Source organism: Duncaniella muricolitica, from assembly GCF_910574735.1.
Lineage (GTDB): Bacteria > Bacteroidota > Bacteroidia > Bacteroidales > Muribaculaceae > Duncaniella > Duncaniella muricolitica.
The window spans coordinates 29,586-48,317 of sequence record NZ_CAJTCF010000011.1 but is presented as its reverse complement, the minus strand read 5'-3'; the positions used below and the strand labels follow the sequence as shown (position 1 = coordinate 48,317).

At 53.4% G+C, this 18,732-nt stretch carries 16 protein-coding genes; 5 read left to right on the top strand and 11 right to left on the bottom strand.

The window, feature by feature from the left end; all coding sequences use genetic code 11:
- Positions 1 to 2 precede the first annotated feature (2 nt).
- Genes QGT73_RS03970 through QGT73_RS03955 form a run of 4 tightly spaced genes read right to left on the bottom strand, consistent with a single transcriptional unit; the run spans position 3 to position 4,593 of the window.
- A complete protein-coding gene (locus tag QGT73_RS03970) occupies positions 3 to 2,006 on the bottom strand; it encodes a ComEC/Rec2 family competence protein (protein ID WP_280121509.1) in 2,004 nt (667 codons plus the stop codon).
- The gene (locus tag QGT73_RS03965) at positions 2,006 to 3,031 is read right to left on the bottom strand and encodes a YeiH family protein (protein ID WP_123616433.1); all 1,026 of its coding nucleotides are present in this window, start codon (positions 3,029 to 3,031) and stop codon (positions 2,006 to 2,008) included. The genes QGT73_RS03970 and QGT73_RS03965 overlap by 1 nt, the downstream gene beginning before the upstream one ends.
- 29 nt (positions 3,032 to 3,060) lie before the next feature.
- Positions 3,061 to 3,825, bottom strand: coding sequence for a shikimate dehydrogenase family protein (locus QGT73_RS03960; protein ID WP_280121508.1), 765 nt, complete (start codon positions 3,823 to 3,825; stop codon positions 3,061 to 3,063).
- Positions 3,826 to 3,831: 6 nt separating this feature from the next.
- On the bottom strand, positions 3,832 to 4,593 hold the full coding sequence (locus QGT73_RS03955; RefSeq protein ID WP_280121507.1) for a hypothetical protein: 762 nt from the start codon (positions 4,591 to 4,593) through the stop codon (positions 3,832 to 3,834).
- 228 nt (positions 4,594 to 4,821) lie between these two features.
- Between QGT73_RS03955 and QGT73_RS03950 the strand changes: the two genes are divergently transcribed.
- From QGT73_RS03950 to QGT73_RS03930, 5 genes are read left to right on the top strand one after another with little or no spacing between them, the layout of a single operon-like run.
- Positions 4,822 to 5,499 carry an ABC transporter ATP-binding protein gene (locus QGT73_RS03950; protein ID WP_280121523.1) on the top strand — a complete coding sequence of 226 codons (678 nt, stop codon included), beginning with the start codon at positions 4,822 to 4,824 and terminating at the stop codon, positions 5,497 to 5,499.
- The gene (locus QGT73_RS03945) at positions 5,496 to 6,719 is read left to right on the top strand and encodes an ABC transporter permease (RefSeq protein ID WP_280121506.1); all 1,224 of its coding nucleotides are present in this window, start codon (positions 5,496 to 5,498) and stop codon (positions 6,717 to 6,719) included. The genes QGT73_RS03950 and QGT73_RS03945 overlap by 4 nt, the downstream gene beginning before the upstream one ends.
- Positions 6,720 to 6,725: 6 nt before the next feature.
- A complete protein-coding gene (locus tag QGT73_RS03940) occupies positions 6,726 to 7,970 on the top strand; it encodes an ABC transporter permease (protein ID WP_280121505.1) in 1,245 nt (414 codons plus the stop codon).
- 39 nt (positions 7,971 to 8,009) lie between these two features.
- Positions 8,010 to 9,140, top strand: coding sequence for an efflux RND transporter periplasmic adaptor subunit (locus QGT73_RS03935; RefSeq protein ID WP_280121504.1), 1,131 nt, complete (start codon positions 8,010 to 8,012; stop codon positions 9,138 to 9,140).
- Positions 9,141 to 9,149: 9 nt separating this feature from the next.
- A complete protein-coding gene (locus tag QGT73_RS03930; protein WP_280121503.1) occupies positions 9,150 to 10,472 on the top strand; it encodes a TolC family protein in 1,323 nt (440 codons plus the stop codon).
- Between the two features lie 134 nt (positions 10,473 to 10,606).
- Here QGT73_RS03930 and galK read toward each other — a convergent pair whose 3' ends face one another.
- The 7 genes from galK to mreC all read right to left on the bottom strand — a co-directional run bounded on the left by galK (position 10,607) and on the right by mreC (position 18,731).
- A complete protein-coding gene (galK, locus tag QGT73_RS03925; protein ID WP_280121502.1) occupies positions 10,607 to 11,743 on the bottom strand; it encodes a galactokinase in 1,137 nt (378 codons plus the stop codon).
- Positions 11,744 to 11,779: 36 nt separating this feature from the next.
- The gene (locus QGT73_RS03920; protein ID WP_280121501.1) at positions 11,780 to 12,685 is read right to left on the bottom strand and encodes a sugar phosphate nucleotidyltransferase; all 906 of its coding nucleotides are present in this window, start codon (positions 12,683 to 12,685) and stop codon (positions 11,780 to 11,782) included.
- Between the two features lie 129 nt (positions 12,686 to 12,814).
- Complete coding sequence (locus QGT73_RS03915) at positions 12,815 to 13,855, bottom strand: aldose epimerase family protein (protein WP_280121500.1); 1,041 nt, start codon at positions 13,853 to 13,855, stop codon at positions 12,815 to 12,817.
- Positions 13,856 to 13,959: 104 nt separating this feature from the next.
- On the bottom strand, positions 13,960 to 15,423 hold the full coding sequence (gene rodA / locus QGT73_RS03910; protein WP_280121499.1) for a rod shape-determining protein RodA: 1,464 nt from the start codon (positions 15,421 to 15,423) through the stop codon (positions 13,960 to 13,962).
- A gap of 76 nt (positions 15,424 to 15,499) precedes the next feature.
- Positions 15,500 to 17,362, bottom strand: a complete 1,863-nt coding sequence (gene mrdA / locus QGT73_RS03905; protein ID WP_280121498.1) for a penicillin-binding protein 2 — start codon at positions 17,360 to 17,362, stop codon at positions 15,500 to 15,502.
- Entirely contained in the window at positions 17,346 to 17,867 is a 522-nt protein-coding gene (locus QGT73_RS03900) for a rod shape-determining protein MreD (protein WP_280121497.1), read from the bottom strand. Before QGT73_RS03900 ends, mrdA begins: the two co-directional genes overlap by 17 nt.
- 9 nt (positions 17,868 to 17,876) lie before the next feature.
- Positions 17,877 to 18,731 carry a rod shape-determining protein MreC gene (gene mreC / locus QGT73_RS03895; protein WP_280121496.1) on the bottom strand — a complete coding sequence of 285 codons (855 nt, stop codon included), beginning with the start codon at positions 18,729 to 18,731 and terminating at the stop codon, positions 17,877 to 17,879.
- Position 18,732 lies beyond the last annotated feature (1 nt).

Here is an 18,732-nt window from a genome sequence, read left to right as displayed (position 1 = left end):
GCTTATCTCCCGACTACATGCAGCGGAGCGTCACGCAGCGAACGATGAGGAATGAAAGCCTGCGTAAGTTCGCGCACATACCGGTCGTGACGGCGGCGGTCGAGGTCGCGGCTCAGCAACACCGAGTCGGCACCCACCGTCATGGCAAGGGCACACACATCTCCGCGAAAACCGCGACACACCACGGCATATGAGGGCGCGAAGGCATAATTTCTTACCTGGCTGCCTTGGCTCACAAAGACAAAACTTTTGCCGCATGCCACCACAAGGTTATCCTCACGTGCCGTGAGGCCGCTACGCATACCATCGGCCATCATGGTCAACCGGTCTATGCCGCGTCGTGTCATGTATCCCCCGCAACGTCGCTCCATACGCACCTTGACATCATCGACACGTCCACGTGTAGCAGTAGTGTGGACATACAGACTGTCACCTTCCCGCACCACCATCGAGGTCTCGGAAACCGAGCGCACGATATAGGCCTCATGCTCCGGCAGCCTGTCATCGGTCATTGTGCCCCACACCACAGCCGATACCCCTATCGCCCCCATGGCATAGAGTGTCACCACACGACGTCGGTAAAGCCACAGAGCAAAGAGCGAGAGCAGGACAAAATACACACCCACCATCCAACCCGACAGCCACAGACCGTCAACTGTGGCACATGGCAGTGCGGCAACGCCTCGCGCCACCCATTGCACCAGGTCCATAAGGCTGTCGACCGCCCCACCGAGCCATGCGGCTCTCACTCCCGCCACATTGAGCAGCAACAACACCACTCCGCCGCCGAGCAACGGAGGCAGCAGCAGCGACACGGCAATATTGGTAATCAGAAAACCGACGGGAAAGATGTGGAAATTATAGGCACACACCATGCCGGTGCCAAGCATGGCCGCAACCGTCACACACAGATAGCCGGCCAAAAGACGCAGCCATGGATGACGATAGTCAAACGGATTGATTTTTCCGGCAAACACTATTATGGAAAGAACGGCGAGAAATGTGAGCATAAAACCGAGCGTATAGACCTGCTCCGGTGCAAACAGTAGTATCAGCAACGCAGCCGCCCCGAGAGCGTTCAACGGACACCACACCCTCTGGAGCATCGTGCATCCGGCAAAGAGCGTAGCCATGACCACCGCGCGCACCACCGATGGCGACAGCCCCGTCATGACGGCAAAAATCCACAATACGACCACCGTAACCGTCATGCGCCTATAGCGTCCGCCCGCCATGCCGGTGAACGGAAACAGCATCAGAGTCACTACAAGAGTGAGCACACCCACGTGAAGTCCGCTGAGCGCGAGCACATGGGCTATGCCTGTGACCGAAAACAGCTCACGTGTCTCCGCCGCAACCCATGAACGGTCGCCCGTAAGCGCGGCTATCAGAAAACTACGAGTGTCGCCGTCAAGAGGAGCACAGGCTATGAGCCGCTGCACATCGCGTCTCATGCGCCTTATGTCATACACCACTCCCGATTCGGGCACTACGACGGTCACGCTGTCAGGCTCAATGACGGTCGCGGCCTGTATGCCAAGACGTCTTAGGGCGGCATTATAGTCATTCTCGTCGGGCAGGTCGGTGTTGCTGTCAAGAGACTGCATACGGGCGGAAAACCTCATCCTGTCAGTCTCGTCGAGAGCTGGCAGCATCGACGGGACGAGACACTTGATCATAAACGACGGACACGCCTCACCCTCACAGGTGTCAACCCTCACAATCACCATCTGCGCTCCCTCATACTCTCTGTGCTCGGCCACAGTGCCCGACCATGAGTGCCGTCTCTCGAAACACTCCTCAGGCAAAGGCTGCGGGGCGCGGACCAAGGCTACAAAAAATCCGGCCACCGCGCAGAGCGACAGTATGGCCGGATATATACGTTTACACACAAGCAGCACTATGGCCGCCGTAATCAGAGCCACCATCGGCCACACCCCTCCGCCGGCACCCTCCAACAGAATACCGACAATGAAAGCGAGAGCCACAGGCAGCAGCGGAGCCATCAGTCAATAGTCTCCATCACCACTATAAAGCTGCTCACGCCTATCACAATCCACAGCATCACAGCGAGGACAAAAGGCTTCACACCCACATTTTTTATCATCTTGACCGAGAGTCCGGCCCCTATGAGGAAGAGAGTGAGCACAAGTCCCTTCTTGGCCAGATACACCAGTGTGGCGGTGAGCCATGCGGGAAGCGGCAGATAGGTATTGACAATCATTGCCGCAACAAAAAGCAATATAAACCAGGGAATTGACACCTTGCTGCCTTTCTCCCTGAATATGAGCATCGTCATCAGAGCCAGCGGAATAATCCAGAGGGCACGCGTGAGTTTGATGAGTGTGGCGAGCTTAAGAGCATCGGCGGCATCGGCGACACCGGCCGAAGCAAGCATGGCTGAATATGCGTCGCCGGCACCTACCACCGACGATGTGTCATGAATGGCTATCGCAGCCCATGTGCCAAACTGACGGGCCGACATCTCGAAATAAGCACCGATGGGCGGAAATATGAAGAGTGCTATGGCATTGAGCACAAACACCACTCCGAGCGACACGGCCATCTCATGGTCATCGGCCTTGAGCACCGGGCCTACAGCAGCTATGGCACTGCCGCCGCATATGGCTGTGCCCGACGAAATGAGATAGGACGTCTTGCGGTTGAGCTTAAGCCAGTAACCGAACAGCACACCCATAATCATCACGCCAAACACCGACACGATGGTAAACATCATGCCGTCGCTTCCGCTTTTGAGCGACTCGGTGAGATTCATGCCGAAACCGAGTCCGACCACCGAAGCCTGGAGCAGATATTTGGAAGTCTTCTTGTTGAATTTAGGATAAGGACACTCAAAAACCAGTGCATAGACTATGCCCAGAAACAGTGCGAACCAAGGGGCGACAGTCACTCCCGTACCGAGCAGGTCAAACGGTGTCACAACCAGTAAAATCAGAAGGATATAAAGACATTTTTTTCTGTCAAGGCCTGACACCGTCTCGGCCGGATTGAACTGCACGCTATTAAGCATAACTTTTTGTAATTACTATTATCTTATTCTCAATTCTCATTCCATATTCTCCATGCATCAAATGCCTGCAGCAACAGCATCTCGAGTCCGTTTTTGACCTCAGCCCCGCGGGCCGCGCCCTTCTTCATAAAGGCTGTCACATCAGGATTGTATATCAGGTCATAGAGCAGATGGTCGGGAGTCAGACACTCGTAAGGTATGTCGGGGCAACTGTCGACCTTGGGATACATGCCGAGCGGAGTGGTGTTGACTATCACCTTGTGAGAGGCCATCACTTCAGGAGTAAGGTCGGCATATCCGAGCACACCCTTGCGCGCCGTGCGCGAAACATACACAGGCTCTACGCCAAGCTGCCGCAATCCGTGATACACTGCCTTGGAAGCTCCTCCGGTGCCGAGTATCAGGGCCTTGTCGCGACCCGGTGTCAGCAACGGAGAGATGGAGTCACGAAAACCTACGACGTCAGAGTTGTAGCCCACGAGCTCAAAATCGTCATCGTCGGTCGGATCATGACGCACTACCTTGATTACATTGACGGCCCCTATGGCGGCGGCATCGTCATCAAGACGGTCAAGAAAGGGTATCACCTGCTCCTTGTAAGGTATAGTGACATTAAGTCCGGCAAGATCGGTATGGTCATCGAGCACATCGCGAATATCACCCACCGAGGGTATCTCAAAGTTGCAATACTCGGCGTCTATGCCTTCGGCGGCAAACTTGTCGTTGAAATATCCGCGCGAGAACGAGTGGCCGAGCGGATAGCCTATAAGTCCGTATACCTTGTGATTTCTCATATAGCTTTATCTCTTCTTTTTATTTATGGTAAGCAGAGCCGAAACAAAATCGGCCGTCTCGCGGTCGCCCTCCTCGAGCCGCTTCATTATCGACTCGCGGTCGGCAGGCTGAGTGTAGCCAAACCGACGGGCCTGACGTTCGATATAATCGGTCTTGAGGTTGACTATCTGGAAGTCAAACGGATTGAAATCGCCATGCGCTTCCAGTTCCCAGTAGTCGCGGCGTATGTCATAGCCCGTAAGTCTGAGCGATGGTAATTTCTTTTTGAGCCGGCCTCGCGACTTGTCGGCAGCCTTGTCAAGAATAGCCGCAGCCCGTGGCTCGCCCGCGACATCCGCACTGCATATGTATTGCAGGGGGACATCGGCATATATGGTGCCCGAAGCATAGGGACGTATAAACTTCTGAGCCATCTCGAGCAAATCCTTACCCGAACGATAGTCATCGTTGTTTTTCAGCTCTATGACAAAAGCAGCGGCTCTACGGTCATAACCGATGCAGCTTGACGCAGAGGCCCGGTAGTTGCTGAAAAAGTAGAAACGGGCCACCTCGGTGCCGTCATTTTTCGACACAGCCACCATTGCAGGCTTGTCGCCACGGGTCTTTCTTATCTCAAAGTTCACGTCGGGTACCGCCGAGCCGTCGGCAAGAGTGATAAAATATTTTTTCTGCACGGCCTGAGTCTCGGCTCCGGTCGGCTCGACAGGCAATCCATAGGTCTGTCCGCATAGCATCAGAAGAGCCGACAACAACAGTATGTGTTTCATTTTTAACGTCGTTTGAGGTTGCAAAATTAGCCTTTTCCACGCAAATAACCAACTAATCGGCCCGATTATGAAACATATCACCACACATTATCGCTTATTTTTAGTCAAACTATGTTATAAACGCATGATTTTAACGGGCAAAAACCTAAATTTATTAAAATTTCCGACCTATTGTGAAACTATTGTGATAAATTTGCGTCATATTGAGTGCAATAAGCAATAATCATGATAATAGACCTTAAAGATATCAACAAATCCTATCCGGGAGCAGTGCCCCTGCATGTGCTAAAGGATGTCAACCTGCAAATCGAAAAAGGTGAGCTCGTGTCAATCATGGGCGCATCGGGTTCGGGCAAATCAACACTGCTCAACATTCTCGGCATACTCGACAACTATGACTCGGGCGAATATCATCTCGACGGCGTGCTCATCAAAAACCTCACAGAGAACAAGGCTGCCGACCTGCGCAACTACATGATAGGATTCGTATTCCAGTCATTCAACCTCATAGGCTATAAAAACGCGCTTGAAAACGTTGCCCTCCCGCTCTTCTACCGTGGCATCTCACGCAGGAAACGCAACCTCATGGCCATGGAGCAGCTCGAACGCATGGGCATGGCCGACCGCGCCACCCATCTGCCAAGCGAGTTGTCGGGAGGTCAGAAACAGCGTGTAGCCATAGCCCGTTCGCTAATCACCAACCCCTCCATACTTCTGGCCGACGAACCCACCGGCGCGCTCGACTCCAAGACCTCCAAAGAGGTGATGCAGGTGTTTCGCGACCTCAATGCCGAGGGACGCACCATCGTCATCGTCACCCACGATCCCGGCGTGGGCGAGCAGACCAACCGTATAATCCGCATATCCGACGGACGTATAGTCACACCATCCACCGACATCCGATGACCGACCTCATAAACGAAATACTCGCCACCCTACGCCACAACAAGCTGCGCACGGCCCTCACGGGATTTGCCGTCTCATGGGGCATCTTTCTCCTCATAGTGCTGCTCAGCGTGTCGCGCGGTCTGATCAACGGCATGGACTCGATGTTTTCCAAACGCGACACCGAGTCGATAACCGTCGAGGGCGGTTGGGCCCACAAGCCATACCAGGGCCTGACCGACGACCGAAGGATACAGTTGCGCGAACGCGACGTCAACCTGATAGGCAACCGCAACGCCGACTTTGCCGCACGCATCACTCCCGAGATAAGCAGCGACACCGCCACCATATCGACAGGCAAGGACTATATCACCGGCGGCTTCAAGGGTGTATATCCGTCGGGGATGAAAGCCGACGGTGCAACGATTGTCGAGGGACGGTTTGTAAACGACAACGACATCAGACTCAAACGACGCGTAATCGTGCTCCATAAGGACAATGCCCGAAACCTTTTCGGCGACAAGAAGGCCGTCGGACAGCTCGTCAAGATGAACGACCTGTTGTTTACCGTAATCGGCATCTTTGCCCACGAATGGAACACCAAGAGCTACATCCCCTACTCCACCGCCCGCAACCTCACCGGCGGAGGAGAGGATATAAACAAAGTCACGGTCAATGTCCACGGCATAACCACTGTTCAGGAAGGAACTCAAGCCGAAAACGATCTCTATGAGACTCTCGGCAAGGAACACCGGTTTGACCCCACTGACAAAAGCGCGCTGTGGGTACGCAACCGCTTTAACGAGCATCTCACCCAATCGTCGGCCTCGGGCGCACTCAATATAGCCATATGGGTCATCGGTCTTCTCACCATGCTCTCGGGCATAGTGGGCGTGAGCAACATCATGTTTGTGTCAGTACGCGAACGCACTCACGAGATCGGTGTGCGCCGCGCCATCGGAGCACGTCCGCTGAGCATACTCAAGCAGATCATACTTGAGAGCGTGGCCATAACCACACTGTTTGGCTACATAGGCATAGTGTTCGGAGTAGCCGTTGCCCAGCTCATCGACTATATCTGCACCAAGGGCAATATGGAATTTATGCAAAATCCGTCGGTCGACCTCAGCGTGGCACTCCAGGTGACTGTCGTGCTGATAATTGCCGGAGCGTTTGCCGGACTGTTTCCGGCCCTGAAATCCCTTAAAATCAAACCCGTCGAAGCCCTGCGAGACGAATAGCAGAATATGAAGAATCCCGTATTTGACATAGAAAACTGGCGCGAAATAGGCACCACTCTGGCCCAGAACAAGACGCGCACATTCATGACAGCCTTCGGCATATTCTGGGGCACTGCAATCCTGGCTCTGCTCATCGGCGGGTCGGAAGGACTGAAGCATTTCATGTCGCGCAACTTCGAGGGCTTTGCCACAAATGCCGCCGCGATATTTCCCGGGCGCACCACCAAGAGCTATGGAGGCTTTAACAAAGGCATGGATGTCGAGCTCAACCTTCAGGATGCCGTCAATCTGCGTCGCGCGCTTCCAAGCCTCGCTCACTCGTCATCAGTAGTGTTTCAGTGGGCCAACGCGCTCTACGGCCAGAAGAAATCCAACGCCCAACTCACAGGAGTCGAAAAGGACTACAACAAGATATTCGAGCCCATCGTCTATGAAGGCCGCTTCATCAACGAGGCCGACGACGTAAACTTCCGCAAAGTATGCGTCATAGGCAAGAAGGTCGCGGAAGAACTCTTCGGCACAGGCTCGGCCGTAGGCAAGGAGATTCAGCTCAACAATATATATTATAAAGTGATAGGTGTCATAGGACAGACCTCCGAGATAAATATCGGAGCCAAGATGGACGAGTCGATATTCATCCCCTACAACACCATGCGCCGCAGCTATAACCTCGGCAACCGCATACACATATTCATGATGACGTTCAGGAACGGATGCAAGCCCGGCGATTATGAACGGCTCGTGCGCCACGTCATCGCCTCCAACCATCCCATCGCTCCCGACGATGACGGAGCCATCAGCTATTTCAACATCTCCGAGATGTTTGAGATGGTCGACAACGTGTTTGCCGGCATCACGCTCCTCGCGCTCTTTGTCGGTATCGGCACACTGCTGTCGGGCGTGATAGGTGTTGGCAACATCATGTGGATAATCGTGCGCGAACGCACTCACGAGATAGGCATACGCCGCGCCATCGGAGCAAAGCCGCGCGACATCATAACCCAGATACTCTCCGAGTCAATGGTGCTCACGACCATAGCCGGCATCGCGGGCATCGTGTTTGCCACAATCATACTCGGTCTGGTCGAAATGGCCAGCGACGGACCTACGGGCCCCATACGCTTTCAGCTTAGTTTCTCCCAGGCGACAGGTATCCTCATTACCTTCCTCATACTCGGCACTGCCGCCGGCATAATCCCGGCAGTCAAGGCTATGCGCATCAAGCCTATCGAGGCTCTCAATGACAAATGACAAGATTAAAATTTCAGAATATATAACACTGACAATCATATGAAAAAATTTTTCAGAATCCTGCTGTGGTCACTTGTAGGTGTGCTGTTTATAGGCACATTCGTGTATCTTTTCATCAAGTCACAACCCACCGAGACACGCTATGAGCTTGTCAGCCCGACTATGAGCGACATCGAGCGCACCACCATACTCACGGGCACCATCGAGCCGCGCGACGAAATCGAAATCAAGCCCCAGGTGTCGGGCATCATCTCGGAAATCAATGTCGAGGCCGGCGATATGGTCAAGGAGGGCGACGTCGTGGCCCGCATCAAGATTATACCTGACGAGGGACAGCTCTCATCGGCACTCTCTCGCATAGAGACCGCAAAAATCAATCTCGAAGACGCCCGCGTAAAGCATGAACGCAACACTCTACTGCTCGAGAAAAAAGTCATCAGCCGCGAGGAGTATGAGGCTACCGCCACAACGCTGGCCCTGTCAAAAGCCGAACTCGACGCTGCCCGCGACGCCTATTCAATAGTCAAGGAGGGTGTGTCACGCACCAATGCCAAGGAGAGCAACACTCTTGTACGCGCCACCATCACTGGACTTGTGCTTGACGTGCCCGTCAAGGTCGGATCGTCGGTAATCCAGGCCAACACCATGAACGACGGCACCACAGTGGCAACCGTAGCCGACATGAACAATCTGATATTCAAAGGTAAAGTCGATGAGACCGAGGTGGGACAGCTCAGTGTCAACCAGCCTATGGAGATTTCAATAGGCGCGCTCCCTGATCTCAGCCTTGACGCCGTAATCGAAAACATCGCCCCCAAGGGCACGGAGACCAACGGTGCCAACACTTTTGAAATCAAGGCCGCCATCAATGTACCCGAAGGACGACAGTTGCGCGCCGGCTACAGTGCCAACGCTTCGGTCATGCTCAACAGTGCCCGTGGCGTGCTCACCGTGCCCGAAAGCGTTATCGAATGGGCCGGCGACAAGACCTATGTCTATGTACTCACCGACTCGGTCAAAGAACAGAAATTTGACCGCACCGAGGTTGCCACAGGTATCTCGGACGGCATAAACATTGAAGTGAAATCGGGTGTCGACAAGACGGCTCGCCTGCGAGGCGCAGTAATCAACGAAAAAGCCCGTAAAGCATCTGAAAACCAAAACAAATAGCCCACACCCATGCGACTCCCTGTAATTATTGCCGGCACAGCCATACTCTTGACCTCGTCAGTCTCTGCCCGGGGCGAGGCCTGGAGCCTGGACAGTTGCATAAACTATGCCATTGACCATAACCTCGATGTACGCTCGGCTCTTATCGAACGCTACAAAGGCGACTTGAATGTCACCGAAGCCAAAGACCGTTTTCTGCCCACACTCTCGGCCGGAGCGGCCCAGAGCTGGAGTTTCGGCCGAGGTCTGACCGCCGAAAACACCTATGCCAACCGCAACACATCCTCTCTCGGGTGGAACGCCAATCTCTCACTCCCGCTTTTCCAAGGTCTCAGCGCGCTGCGTCAGTTGCGCCAGGCCCAAGCCAATATACGCACTCTCGACCTGCAGGTCGAGGACGCCAAGGACAATGTCACTCTCGGCATCATGGCCTATTATCTCCAGGTGCTCTACAGCCGCGAGATGCTTGCCGTGCGCCGTGAGGAGCTGCGCCTCTCACAGACTCAGCTTCAGAGGCAGAACGACCTGCTTGAATCGGGCAAAGTCCCCGAGGTAGATGTGCTTCAGGCCAAAGCACAGGTTGCTTCGGGCGAAGTGGCTGTCGTCAATGCCGAAAACGATTACCGCCTCGCGCTCGTCGACCTTACCCGCGCCCTCGAGCTTGACGACACCCGTGGGTTTGACATTCTGCCGGTCGACTTTGACAGCACCATATCTCTTCCGGCATCAGCCGACGATGTGTATCGCAACGCTTTGAACACCAACAATGGCATACTCGCCGCCCGCTCAGGCATCACACAGGCCGACCATGCCGTCTCGATAGCCAAGAGCGGTTATCTGCCGACTCTCTCGTTCAACGCCGGACTCGGGTCAAACTACTACACACTTTCGGGCGTCGAGAATCCCTCATTTGCCCGCCAGATGAAGGACAATTTCTCCAAATCAATCGGTTTTTCGCTCAATATACCTATTTTTGACGCCTTCTCGACCCGCAACCGCGTACGTCAGGCTCGCGCCCAGCGTCTTTCGGCCGAGCTCGAAGTGCAACGCCGCGAGAGCGATCTGCTCAAGACCATACGTCAGGCCTACAGCCAGGCCGAAGGAGCCACTGCCCGATACAAGGCCGGAGAGGCCGCAGTCACCTCGGCCAAAGCCGCACTCGACGCTATGACCGACAAATACACCTACGGCCGTGCCAATGCCACTGAATGGGAACAGGCCCGCTCTAACTACATCACCACCCTATCCCAGCAGGTACAGGCTAAATACGAAATGATACTCCGCACCCGCATCCTCAACTTCTACAACAACGGTTCGCAAGCTAACCGTTGAGTTTAGGAGTTTAAAGTTTAAAAAGTTTATACATAGATTACCCGGCACATAACATTTGATGCTGTGCCGGGTAATCTATGTATAAACTTTTTAAACTTTAAACTCCTAAACTGTAAAAATGAGCATGCTCATTTTTACAGACGGCGGGCTCCATCCGAGATAATGACGTCGTAGATTTTGGGTTCGTGGCCATATTTGGCTGCGAACTTCTCTTTGGCTGTCGCGATGAAGTGGTCATACTTGTCATCGGCCACGAGGTTGATAGTGCAGCCGCCAAAGCCGCCGCCCATGATGCGCGAACCGGTTACGCCACACTCCTTGGCGATGTCATTGAGATAGTCAAGCTCCTCGCACGACACTTCATAATCCTTCGACAGTCCCTCGTGGGTCTCATACATGCAACGTCCAACGGTGGCAAGGTCGCCGCGTCCGAGTGCGTCACACACGTCAAGCACACGCTGCTTCTCTCCGATGACAAACTTGGCACGCATGTAGTCCTCAGCCGAAATGTCGCCTTTCACAGCGTCAAGAGCCTCCATGTCGGCGTCGCGGAGTGTCTCGATGCCGAGACGCTTGGCCACACGCTCACACGACTGACGACGCTTGTTGTAGGGCGAATCGACAAGTTCGTGCTTAACCACAGAGTCGACAAGCACCAGCTTGTGGCCGTCGATGCGGAAGGGGAAGTATTCAAACTCGAGCGAGCGGCAGTCGAGACGTATCAGACAGTCCTTCTTGCCGAATACAGATGCAAACTGGTCCATGATGCCGCAGTTCACACCGCAATAGTTGTGCTCGGTCGACTGGCCGATTTTGGCCAGCTCAAACTTCTCGATAGTGTTGCCGTTAAAAAGATCGTTCATCGCAAAAGCAAAGCACGACTCAAGGGCAGCCGACGACGAGAGTCCTGCGCCAAGAGGCACATTGCCCGCAAACACTGCGTCAAAACCCTTGACTGTGCCGCCGCGCTTGATAATCTCGCGACATACGCCAAACACGTAGCGGGCCCACTGCTGCGAGGGGGCGTCCTCCTCGTTGAGACCGAAGTGCGACTCTTCATTGAGGTCGAGCGAGTAGAGGTTGACAATGTCAGAGTCGTTGGGACGGATGTCGGCCATGATTACCTTGTCGATGGCTCCGGGAAATACGAAGCCGCCGTTATAGTCGGTATGCTCACCGATGAGGTTGATACGTCCGGCCGAGGCATAAAGTGTGCCTTCACCCCCGAAGTGCTCCTCAAAGGCTTTTACGATTTTTTCTTTTAACTCCATGGTTAGATGAGATAATAGGTAAGAGATTATATTTTTTTAAAACATTTTATCGGGATATACACCATCGGCATGAAGCTGGGCAAACTTCTCGACCACTCCGGGACGGTCGGCGGTATAGGTCACGCCAAACCAGCGGGAATCGGTGTCAAGCACCTTGACAGTAGCTTCGCCGTTGTGGATAAGAGTGTCGACACAGAGAGGGATGAAAAACTCAGCCTTGGGTGTGTTGATATCTTTGTCAAGGAATTTCTTGAACTCACGCTCGCTGTAATCGAAGTAGTCGGGAGTGAAGCCCCAGAGATTCATCGACACAGGAGTCATGGGGTCGAGGGTCTGCTCTACACCGTTTTCGTCGGTAAACACGATGTCACCGTTGGGAGCATAGCTGATGGCTGTGCGCTCCACCACACCGGTGAGATTGCCGTCGTCACCCTTGGAGCATACTCCGCGTGACACAGAGCCGTTTTCAGTCATGGTGTTGCCTACACGAAATCCTACCATCGAATAGTCGCCATTGCCTTCGCGGGGACGCATGAGGTCTTCGGCCATCACACGGAAGGCGTCACGGCCATAGAAGTCGTCGGCATTGATTACGGCAAACGGCTCGTTGATTACCTCCTTGCCCATAAGCACGGCATGATTGGTGCCCCAGGGCTTGGTGCGGTCGGCAGGACAGGTGTAACCCTCGGGGAGCTTGTCGGTAGCCTGAAACACTACCTCGACAGGAATGTGTCCTTCATATTTGGAGAGAATCTTCTCGCGGAAATCATTTTCAAAGTCCTTGCAGATCACAAACACTACTTTGCCAAATCCGGCCTGTATGGCATCATAGATTGAATAGTCCATGATGGTCTGGCCCTGAGGGCCAAGGGGATCAAGCTGTTTGAGACCTCCGTAACGGCTACCCATACCGGCAGCAAGAACAAAAAGAGTTGGTTTCATATTCTTTTAAATGTGATTTTTTATTGGATTCTTATGGATGACAAGAGAAGCAAAAGCCACAACTCCCGCGCCTCTGTGCTCTAATACTCTATACTATATAATCTCACTCAAATTATAATCTCACTCAAATTATGAGAATCTGAATACTATCGTCTCGTCATACTCCTGACCCGGAAGAAGCACGGGCGAAGGAAACGACGGCTTGTTGGGGGCATCGGGAAATCCCTGACACTCTATGGCCACACCGTCATAGTCGTTATACTCGCCGCCCGAGATGCTTTCGGGACATCCTGCGAGCCAGTTGCCAGTGTATATCTGCATGCCTGGCTGTGTCGAAGCCACAGTCATCACACGGCCCGATTTCGGCCCGCGCAACTCGGCTACCTCGCGGAGAGTGCCTTTCTCATATCCGTCCACCACCCAGCAATGGTCATAACCCTTGCCTATGCGGAGAGCCTCAAAGTCGGCCTTGATGTCCTTGCCGATAGGCTTTAACTCCGTAAAGTCCATCGGTGTGCCGGCCACGGGAGCAAGCTCGCCGGTCGGTATCTGGGTCTCGTCGGTCGGAAGCCAGCGCGAAGCATTGAGCCTGAGCTCATGGTCGAGCACCGAACCGGCATTCTCGCCGTCGAGGTTGAAATAGGCATGATTGGTGAGATTGATTACAGTCGGGGCGTCGGTCGTGGCACCGAGACGCAGTGTCAGCTCGTTGGCGTCGCTCCAGGTGTACTCGGCCGTCACAATGAGATTGCCCGGATAACCTTCCTCGCCATCCTCGGCGCAATAGACCATCACCACCGAATTGTCACCGACGGTGCGTGCGTCCCATATCTGATTCATGAACCCTTCGGGGCCGCCGTGAAGGGCGTTGGGCCCGTTGTTTATGGCGAGAGTGTATTCCTTGCCTTCGAGTGTGAAATGCCCGCGCGCTATACGGTTGGCAAAGCGTCCGGGCACCTTGCCCATACACGGACCGTCGGCTATCCACGACGCCGCGTCCTTATATCCGAGAGCCACGTTGGCCATCTCGCCCGATTTGTCGGGAACCATGACTGATACAATGCCTGCTCCGAGAGTCGAGAGTGTAACGCTCGCGCCCGAAGCATTGGTTATTGTAAAATGAGTAATTGTACCTTTAGGTGAGCTAAATGATTTTTCGGTAATAGACATGATGATTATGATGTTTTGGCAAATTTAATCATAAATCATATTGCATACAACCAAAAGTCCGTCAAAAAAGTATAAATTTATGTCTTTTTACCATCTGTTTTTCATCAGAACGAACGTTCTCTGCGCGAGGCGTCAATGCGAAGCAATATGAACAGCAGAAACGTGAAGCCCCACAGCGACGAACCTCCATAGCTGAAAAACGGCAACGGAATACCTATGACCGGACACAGACCTATCACCATGCCTATATTGATGGCTATATGGAATATGAAATAGCTGGCCACACAGTAGGCATACACGCGACCAAACACCGTGGGCTGACGCTCGGCAATAGCGAGCACTCTGAGTATCAATATCACAAACAGTAGCAACACCATCGACGAGCCTACAAAGCCCTCCTCCTCACCTATGGTGCAGAAAATGAAGTCGGTGTGCTGCTCGGGCACGTATTTGAGTTTGGTCTGGGTGCCGTTGAGAAATCCTTTGCCCCACATGCCGCCCGAGCCGACGGCTATCTTGGACTGGTTGACGTTGTAACCGACTCCCTGCAGGTCATCCTCTATGCCGAGCGCGACCTTGATACGCATCTGCTGATGCTCCTTGAGCACCGAAGTAAACGTGTAGTTGACCGAAAAGAGAAACGCCACCGACACGATGGCCGCACTGACAGTAATCATGAGTTTGCGAGCCTTGGTCTTGAACATGAGCAGTATGCAATAGACCAGCGCGACACCTATCACCGTGAGAAAAAACACGAGTCCGGGCACTTCGAGTCCGGCAATGGTCAGTCCGGCCGAGAGTGCGCCGCTGCCCACAAACCACAGCAGCACGTTACGTGCCGCTTCGGTCTCCTTACAATAACCGCCGAGCATGGCCACAATCAGCACCATTATCATCATAAACACAGCGGCCTGGCCCGTAGGGATGCCGAGAAGCAATGTATCGGTAAACTTCACCGCCACTACAAAAAACACCACCGCACACAGAGCGGCCAGCAACACCAGTCCGCTCATGCCCTCGCGATACAACACGAAAAAGAGCGACATATACACCAGAGCCGAACCGGTCTCATTCTGACCGAGAATCAATATCACTGGCAGAAATATCACCGTGAGCACCCTCATGTAATTCTGGCGTGAAGCATTGAGCGAGAAGTTATAGCTCGAAAACAGTTTGGCAAGACACAGCGCGGTGGCAAACTTGCCAAACTCGGCCGGCTGCAAACTCATCGGGCCCAGCACAAGCCATGAATGCGAGCCCTTGATGTCGGGAGCTATGAAAATCGTAATCAGCAGCAACACAAGCAGTCCGGCATATATGACATAAGCATAATTCTCATACACACGCACGTCGATAAGCAGTATCACCAGACCGAGACCGAGCGACAATCCTATCCAACGGAACTGCTTGCCCGAAAACTCGGCGAAGCTCAACATATTGGCGTGGTCAAAGTCATAGCTGGCGGCATATATGCTCACCATGCCGAGAGTCACAAGGATAAGATAGAGTATCACCGTAAACCAGTCGACATATTTGAACACCGAAGCTGTTGTCTCCTTCTCCTGCATTGTCTGTATTGAGGTATGTTGAATGATAAAAAATGAATTTGTAAAATCCCGCCAATTACTAATTACTAATTGAACATCAGTGTTTCTTGGTGCCGGCATACTGTATGGTATTGCTCTGCAGCATACGCTCCTCCAGATGTTTTCGTTCGGGAGGAATATAACCGCGCAGATACTTCTCCATCACGAGCGAGCCGATAGGCACACCGAAAGTGGCACCGAAACCGGCATTTTCCACATAGACCGCTATCGCTATCTTGGGGTCATGATAGGGAGCAAACCCCATAAAAGCCGAGTGGTCGCGGCCGTGAGGATTCTGGGCCGTACCCGTCTTGCCGCACACCTCTATGTCGGCAAGATTGGCCACTCGACACGTACCGCCTGTGACAGCCATGCGCATGCCCTCGGCAATCTCCTCATACCATCGGCGGTCGATCGACGTGTCATGCCGCTCGAGAAACTCGGCCGGCACCACAGTGTCCTGTATCTCCTTTACGACATGAGGCGTTATGTAATGGCCGCGGTTGGCTATCGTGGCCGACAGATTGGCTATCTGCAACGGAGTGGCAAGTATCTCGCCCTGACCGATGGCGATGGATATGACAGTGGTCGCGCTCCAGTGACCGTCGCCGTAACGCTTGTTGTAAAACTCCACGTTGGGGATAAATCCGCGATACTCACCCGGGAGGTCGATGCCGAGCTTATAGCCGTAGCCCTGCGAAATCATGTGATGCTTCCACACGTCAAAAGCCTTGGCCACAGTGCCATACTTGCTCTTCTTGTCAATCATGTTTTTCAGACCCCAACAGAAATAGGCGTTACATGACGTCTGCAACGCCGGCTTGAGCGGCAACGGCGAGCCGTGGCCGTGGCAGCCCACTTTCAGACGACCCAGCACAAAGCCGTGATAGCACGGATAGGGTGTCGAAGGTGTGATGATGCCTTCCTGGAGAAATATCAGGCCCTGCGTGGGTTTGAACGTCGAGCCGGGAGGATATGTGGCCTGGATGGCACGGTTGAGAAGCGGCTTGTCGAGGTCGCGCATCATCTTGTTGTAATTGTTGCCACGCTCACGCCCCACGAGCAGCGAGGGGTCATAGGATGGAGCCGTGACCAGACACAACACTTCGCCAGTAGACGGCTCTATAGCCACGACGGCACCTTTCTTGTTGACCATCAGCGACTCGGCATACTGCTGAAGCTCTATATTAAGACTCAGTTTGATATTCTTTCCGGCCACGGCCTCACGGTCGAGTGCGCCCTCCTCATATCGGCCCTGTATGCGGCCGAGGGCGTCGCGCATCAACACCTCGGTGCCTTTGACGCCACGCAAAAAACGCTCGTAGGTGTTCTCGACACCCACGTCGCCCATATAGTCGCCGCGGGCATAATAGGGATCCTTCTCCATATCGGAGGGTCCCACCTCTCGGATGTTACCGAGCACATTTGACGCGCATTTATAGTTATACTCGCGCAATATCTTCTTCTGGATATAGAATCCGGGGAAACGATAGAGCTTCTCCTGCAGACGCCCGTACTCCTCGGCCGAAAGATGCGACAGGAGTTTCTGAGGCGAATAAGGCGACCATCCGGGATTGCGACGCTTGTCACGCATATCCTCCATGCGCTTCACGAGGTCCTCGGGAGTGATGTTGACGGCGCGGCAAAAGTCGAGCGTGTCGAAATCCTTGATGTCGCGCGGGATAATCATCACGTCATAAGCCGGCTGGTTATATACTACAAGACGTCCGTCACGGTCATATATTATGCCACGCGACGGATAGACGGCCTTGCGCAGAAAAGCGTTGGAGTCGGCCGAGTCCTTGTATTTGTCCTCCATCACCTGGAGGTTGAAGAGGCGTATCACATATATTATAGCAATTATAACTATGAATCCGCCTATGACATATTGCCGTTTGGCCAGGTTATAGTCTTTTCTCACTTCTTGGAGTCATTATCGAGTCGATGCCGAGCATCAGAAACATTGACAGCAATGTGCTGAATATGATGCGCAACACGAGCTGGAGAGGATTGAAAAAGGTAAAGGCTTCGATAAGAAATATCAGCGTACAGTAGATGAGCGTCATCGTCAGAAGATATTTCATGAAGACGGCGGTGCCGAGCGAGAGCATCGACGGCTCGGGACGTGTCAGGTCCTCCTCGCGAGGCACATAGAGTCTCAGCACCGGACGCTTGAGCATGGCGAGCACCGTACAGGCGATGGCGTTCATGCCGTAGGTGTCGGAAAACACGTCGACCACCAGACCGAGAAAAAATCCGACGGTGAGTGTCCAGTTGAGCGACAGCGTGATGGGCAGGCGTATGATAAGATAGATAAATACCATGGGCACCGCCACATTGAACAGGCAGATGTGATTGAACACTATCACCTGTGCGAGCACCAGTATGAGTCCGAGTAATATGAATTGCAGCGTGGTCTTGCTCATCGTGTGACGTTAGTTGACATTCTTGACTTCGAGTTCCTTCTCGACAGTGGCAAGCTCGTCGCGCATGTTGTCGCGGATGACACGCACGGTCGAGAGGGTTGAAAAATCGGTAAACAGTTTGACGCGCAACGTATAGAAATTATCCTCCATATCGCGCGAACTCGACACTACGGTGCCGACCGGCACACCTTCGGGAAAGGCCGAGGAGTAGCCGCTGGTGACGATGGTATCGCCCGGCATGAACTCGGAGTGCTTGGGCAGCTCTTCGAGTATGACCTCGGTAGGGTCTTTGCCGTCCCATACGAGCGAACCCACCTGATTGTGGCCCTTGACCTTGCATGCAAGACGCAGATAGGGATTAAGCACCGATATGAGTCGCGCCGTGTGGTCGCCCACCACATTCACTATGCCCACGATGCCGTTCTGATCCATGACACCCATCTCAGGCTCCACTCCGTCGAGACGTCCTTTCTCGATGGTGATATAATTGTGGGCATGATTGATGGAGTTGTTGATTACGTGGGCTATGATGAAATGATAGCGCGACAGGGCCGAGTCGACACTCATGGTGTCGGCATAGAGCCGGCTGCTGTAATCGTCTATGACCTTGTTGAGACGATACACCTCAATCTCAAGGTCAGAGTTACGACGTTGCAGATCCTCGTTTATCTCCTTGAGAGAAAAATAGGATGTGACACTGTTGGATGCCTTGTAAAGCCCCGATGACACTTCGTTGGCCGACGTCAGATACACATGATGCTGAAACGGATTGCCCGAAAAGAGCAGCACACTTCCGGCTATCAGATATATGACGAACAGAAACCACGAACTGTATCGCACAAAAAATTTCAGCAGTTCGCTCACT

Bases quoted from the DNA above. Each gene is read 5' to 3' on its own strand.
- QGT73_RS03970 (WP_280121509.1), bottom strand. From the start codon at position 2,006: ATGGCTCCGCTGCTGCCTGTGGCTCTCGCTTTCATTGTCGGTATTCTG.
- QGT73_RS03965 (WP_123616433.1), bottom strand. From the start codon at position 3,031: ATGCTTAATAGCGTGCAGTTCAATCCGGCCGAGACGGTGTCAGGCCTT.
- QGT73_RS03960 (WP_280121508.1), bottom strand. From the start codon at position 3,825: ATGAGAAATCACAAGGTATACGGACTTATAGGCTATCCGCTCGGCCAC.
- QGT73_RS03955 (WP_280121507.1), bottom strand. From the start codon at position 4,593: ATGAAACACATACTGTTGTTGTCGGCTCTTCTGATGCTATGCGGACAG.
- QGT73_RS03945 (WP_280121506.1), top strand. From the start codon at position 5,496: ATGACCGACCTCATAAACGAAATACTCGCCACCCTACGCCACAACAAG.
- QGT73_RS03940 (WP_280121505.1), top strand. From the start codon at position 6,726: ATGAAGAATCCCGTATTTGACATAGAAAACTGGCGCGAAATAGGCACC.
- QGT73_RS03935 (WP_280121504.1), top strand. From the start codon at position 8,010: ATGAAAAAATTTTTCAGAATCCTGCTGTGGTCACTTGTAGGTGTGCTG.
- QGT73_RS03930 (WP_280121503.1), top strand. From the start codon at position 9,150: ATGCGACTCCCTGTAATTATTGCCGGCACAGCCATACTCTTGACCTCG.
- galK (WP_280121502.1), bottom strand. From the start codon at position 11,743: ATGGAGTTAAAAGAAAAAATCGTAAAAGCCTTTGAGGAGCACTTCGGG.
- QGT73_RS03920 (WP_280121501.1), bottom strand. From the start codon at position 12,685: ATGAAACCAACTCTTTTTGTTCTTGCTGCCGGTATGGGTAGCCGTTAC.
- QGT73_RS03915 (WP_280121500.1), bottom strand. From the start codon at position 13,855: ATGTCTATTACCGAAAAATCATTTAGCTCACCTAAAGGTACAATTACT.
- rodA (WP_280121499.1), bottom strand. From the start codon at position 15,423: ATGCAGGAGAAGGAGACAACAGCTTCGGTGTTCAAATATGTCGACTGG.
- QGT73_RS03900 (WP_280121497.1), bottom strand. From the start codon at position 17,867: ATGAGCAAGACCACGCTGCAATTCATATTACTCGGACTCATACTGGTG.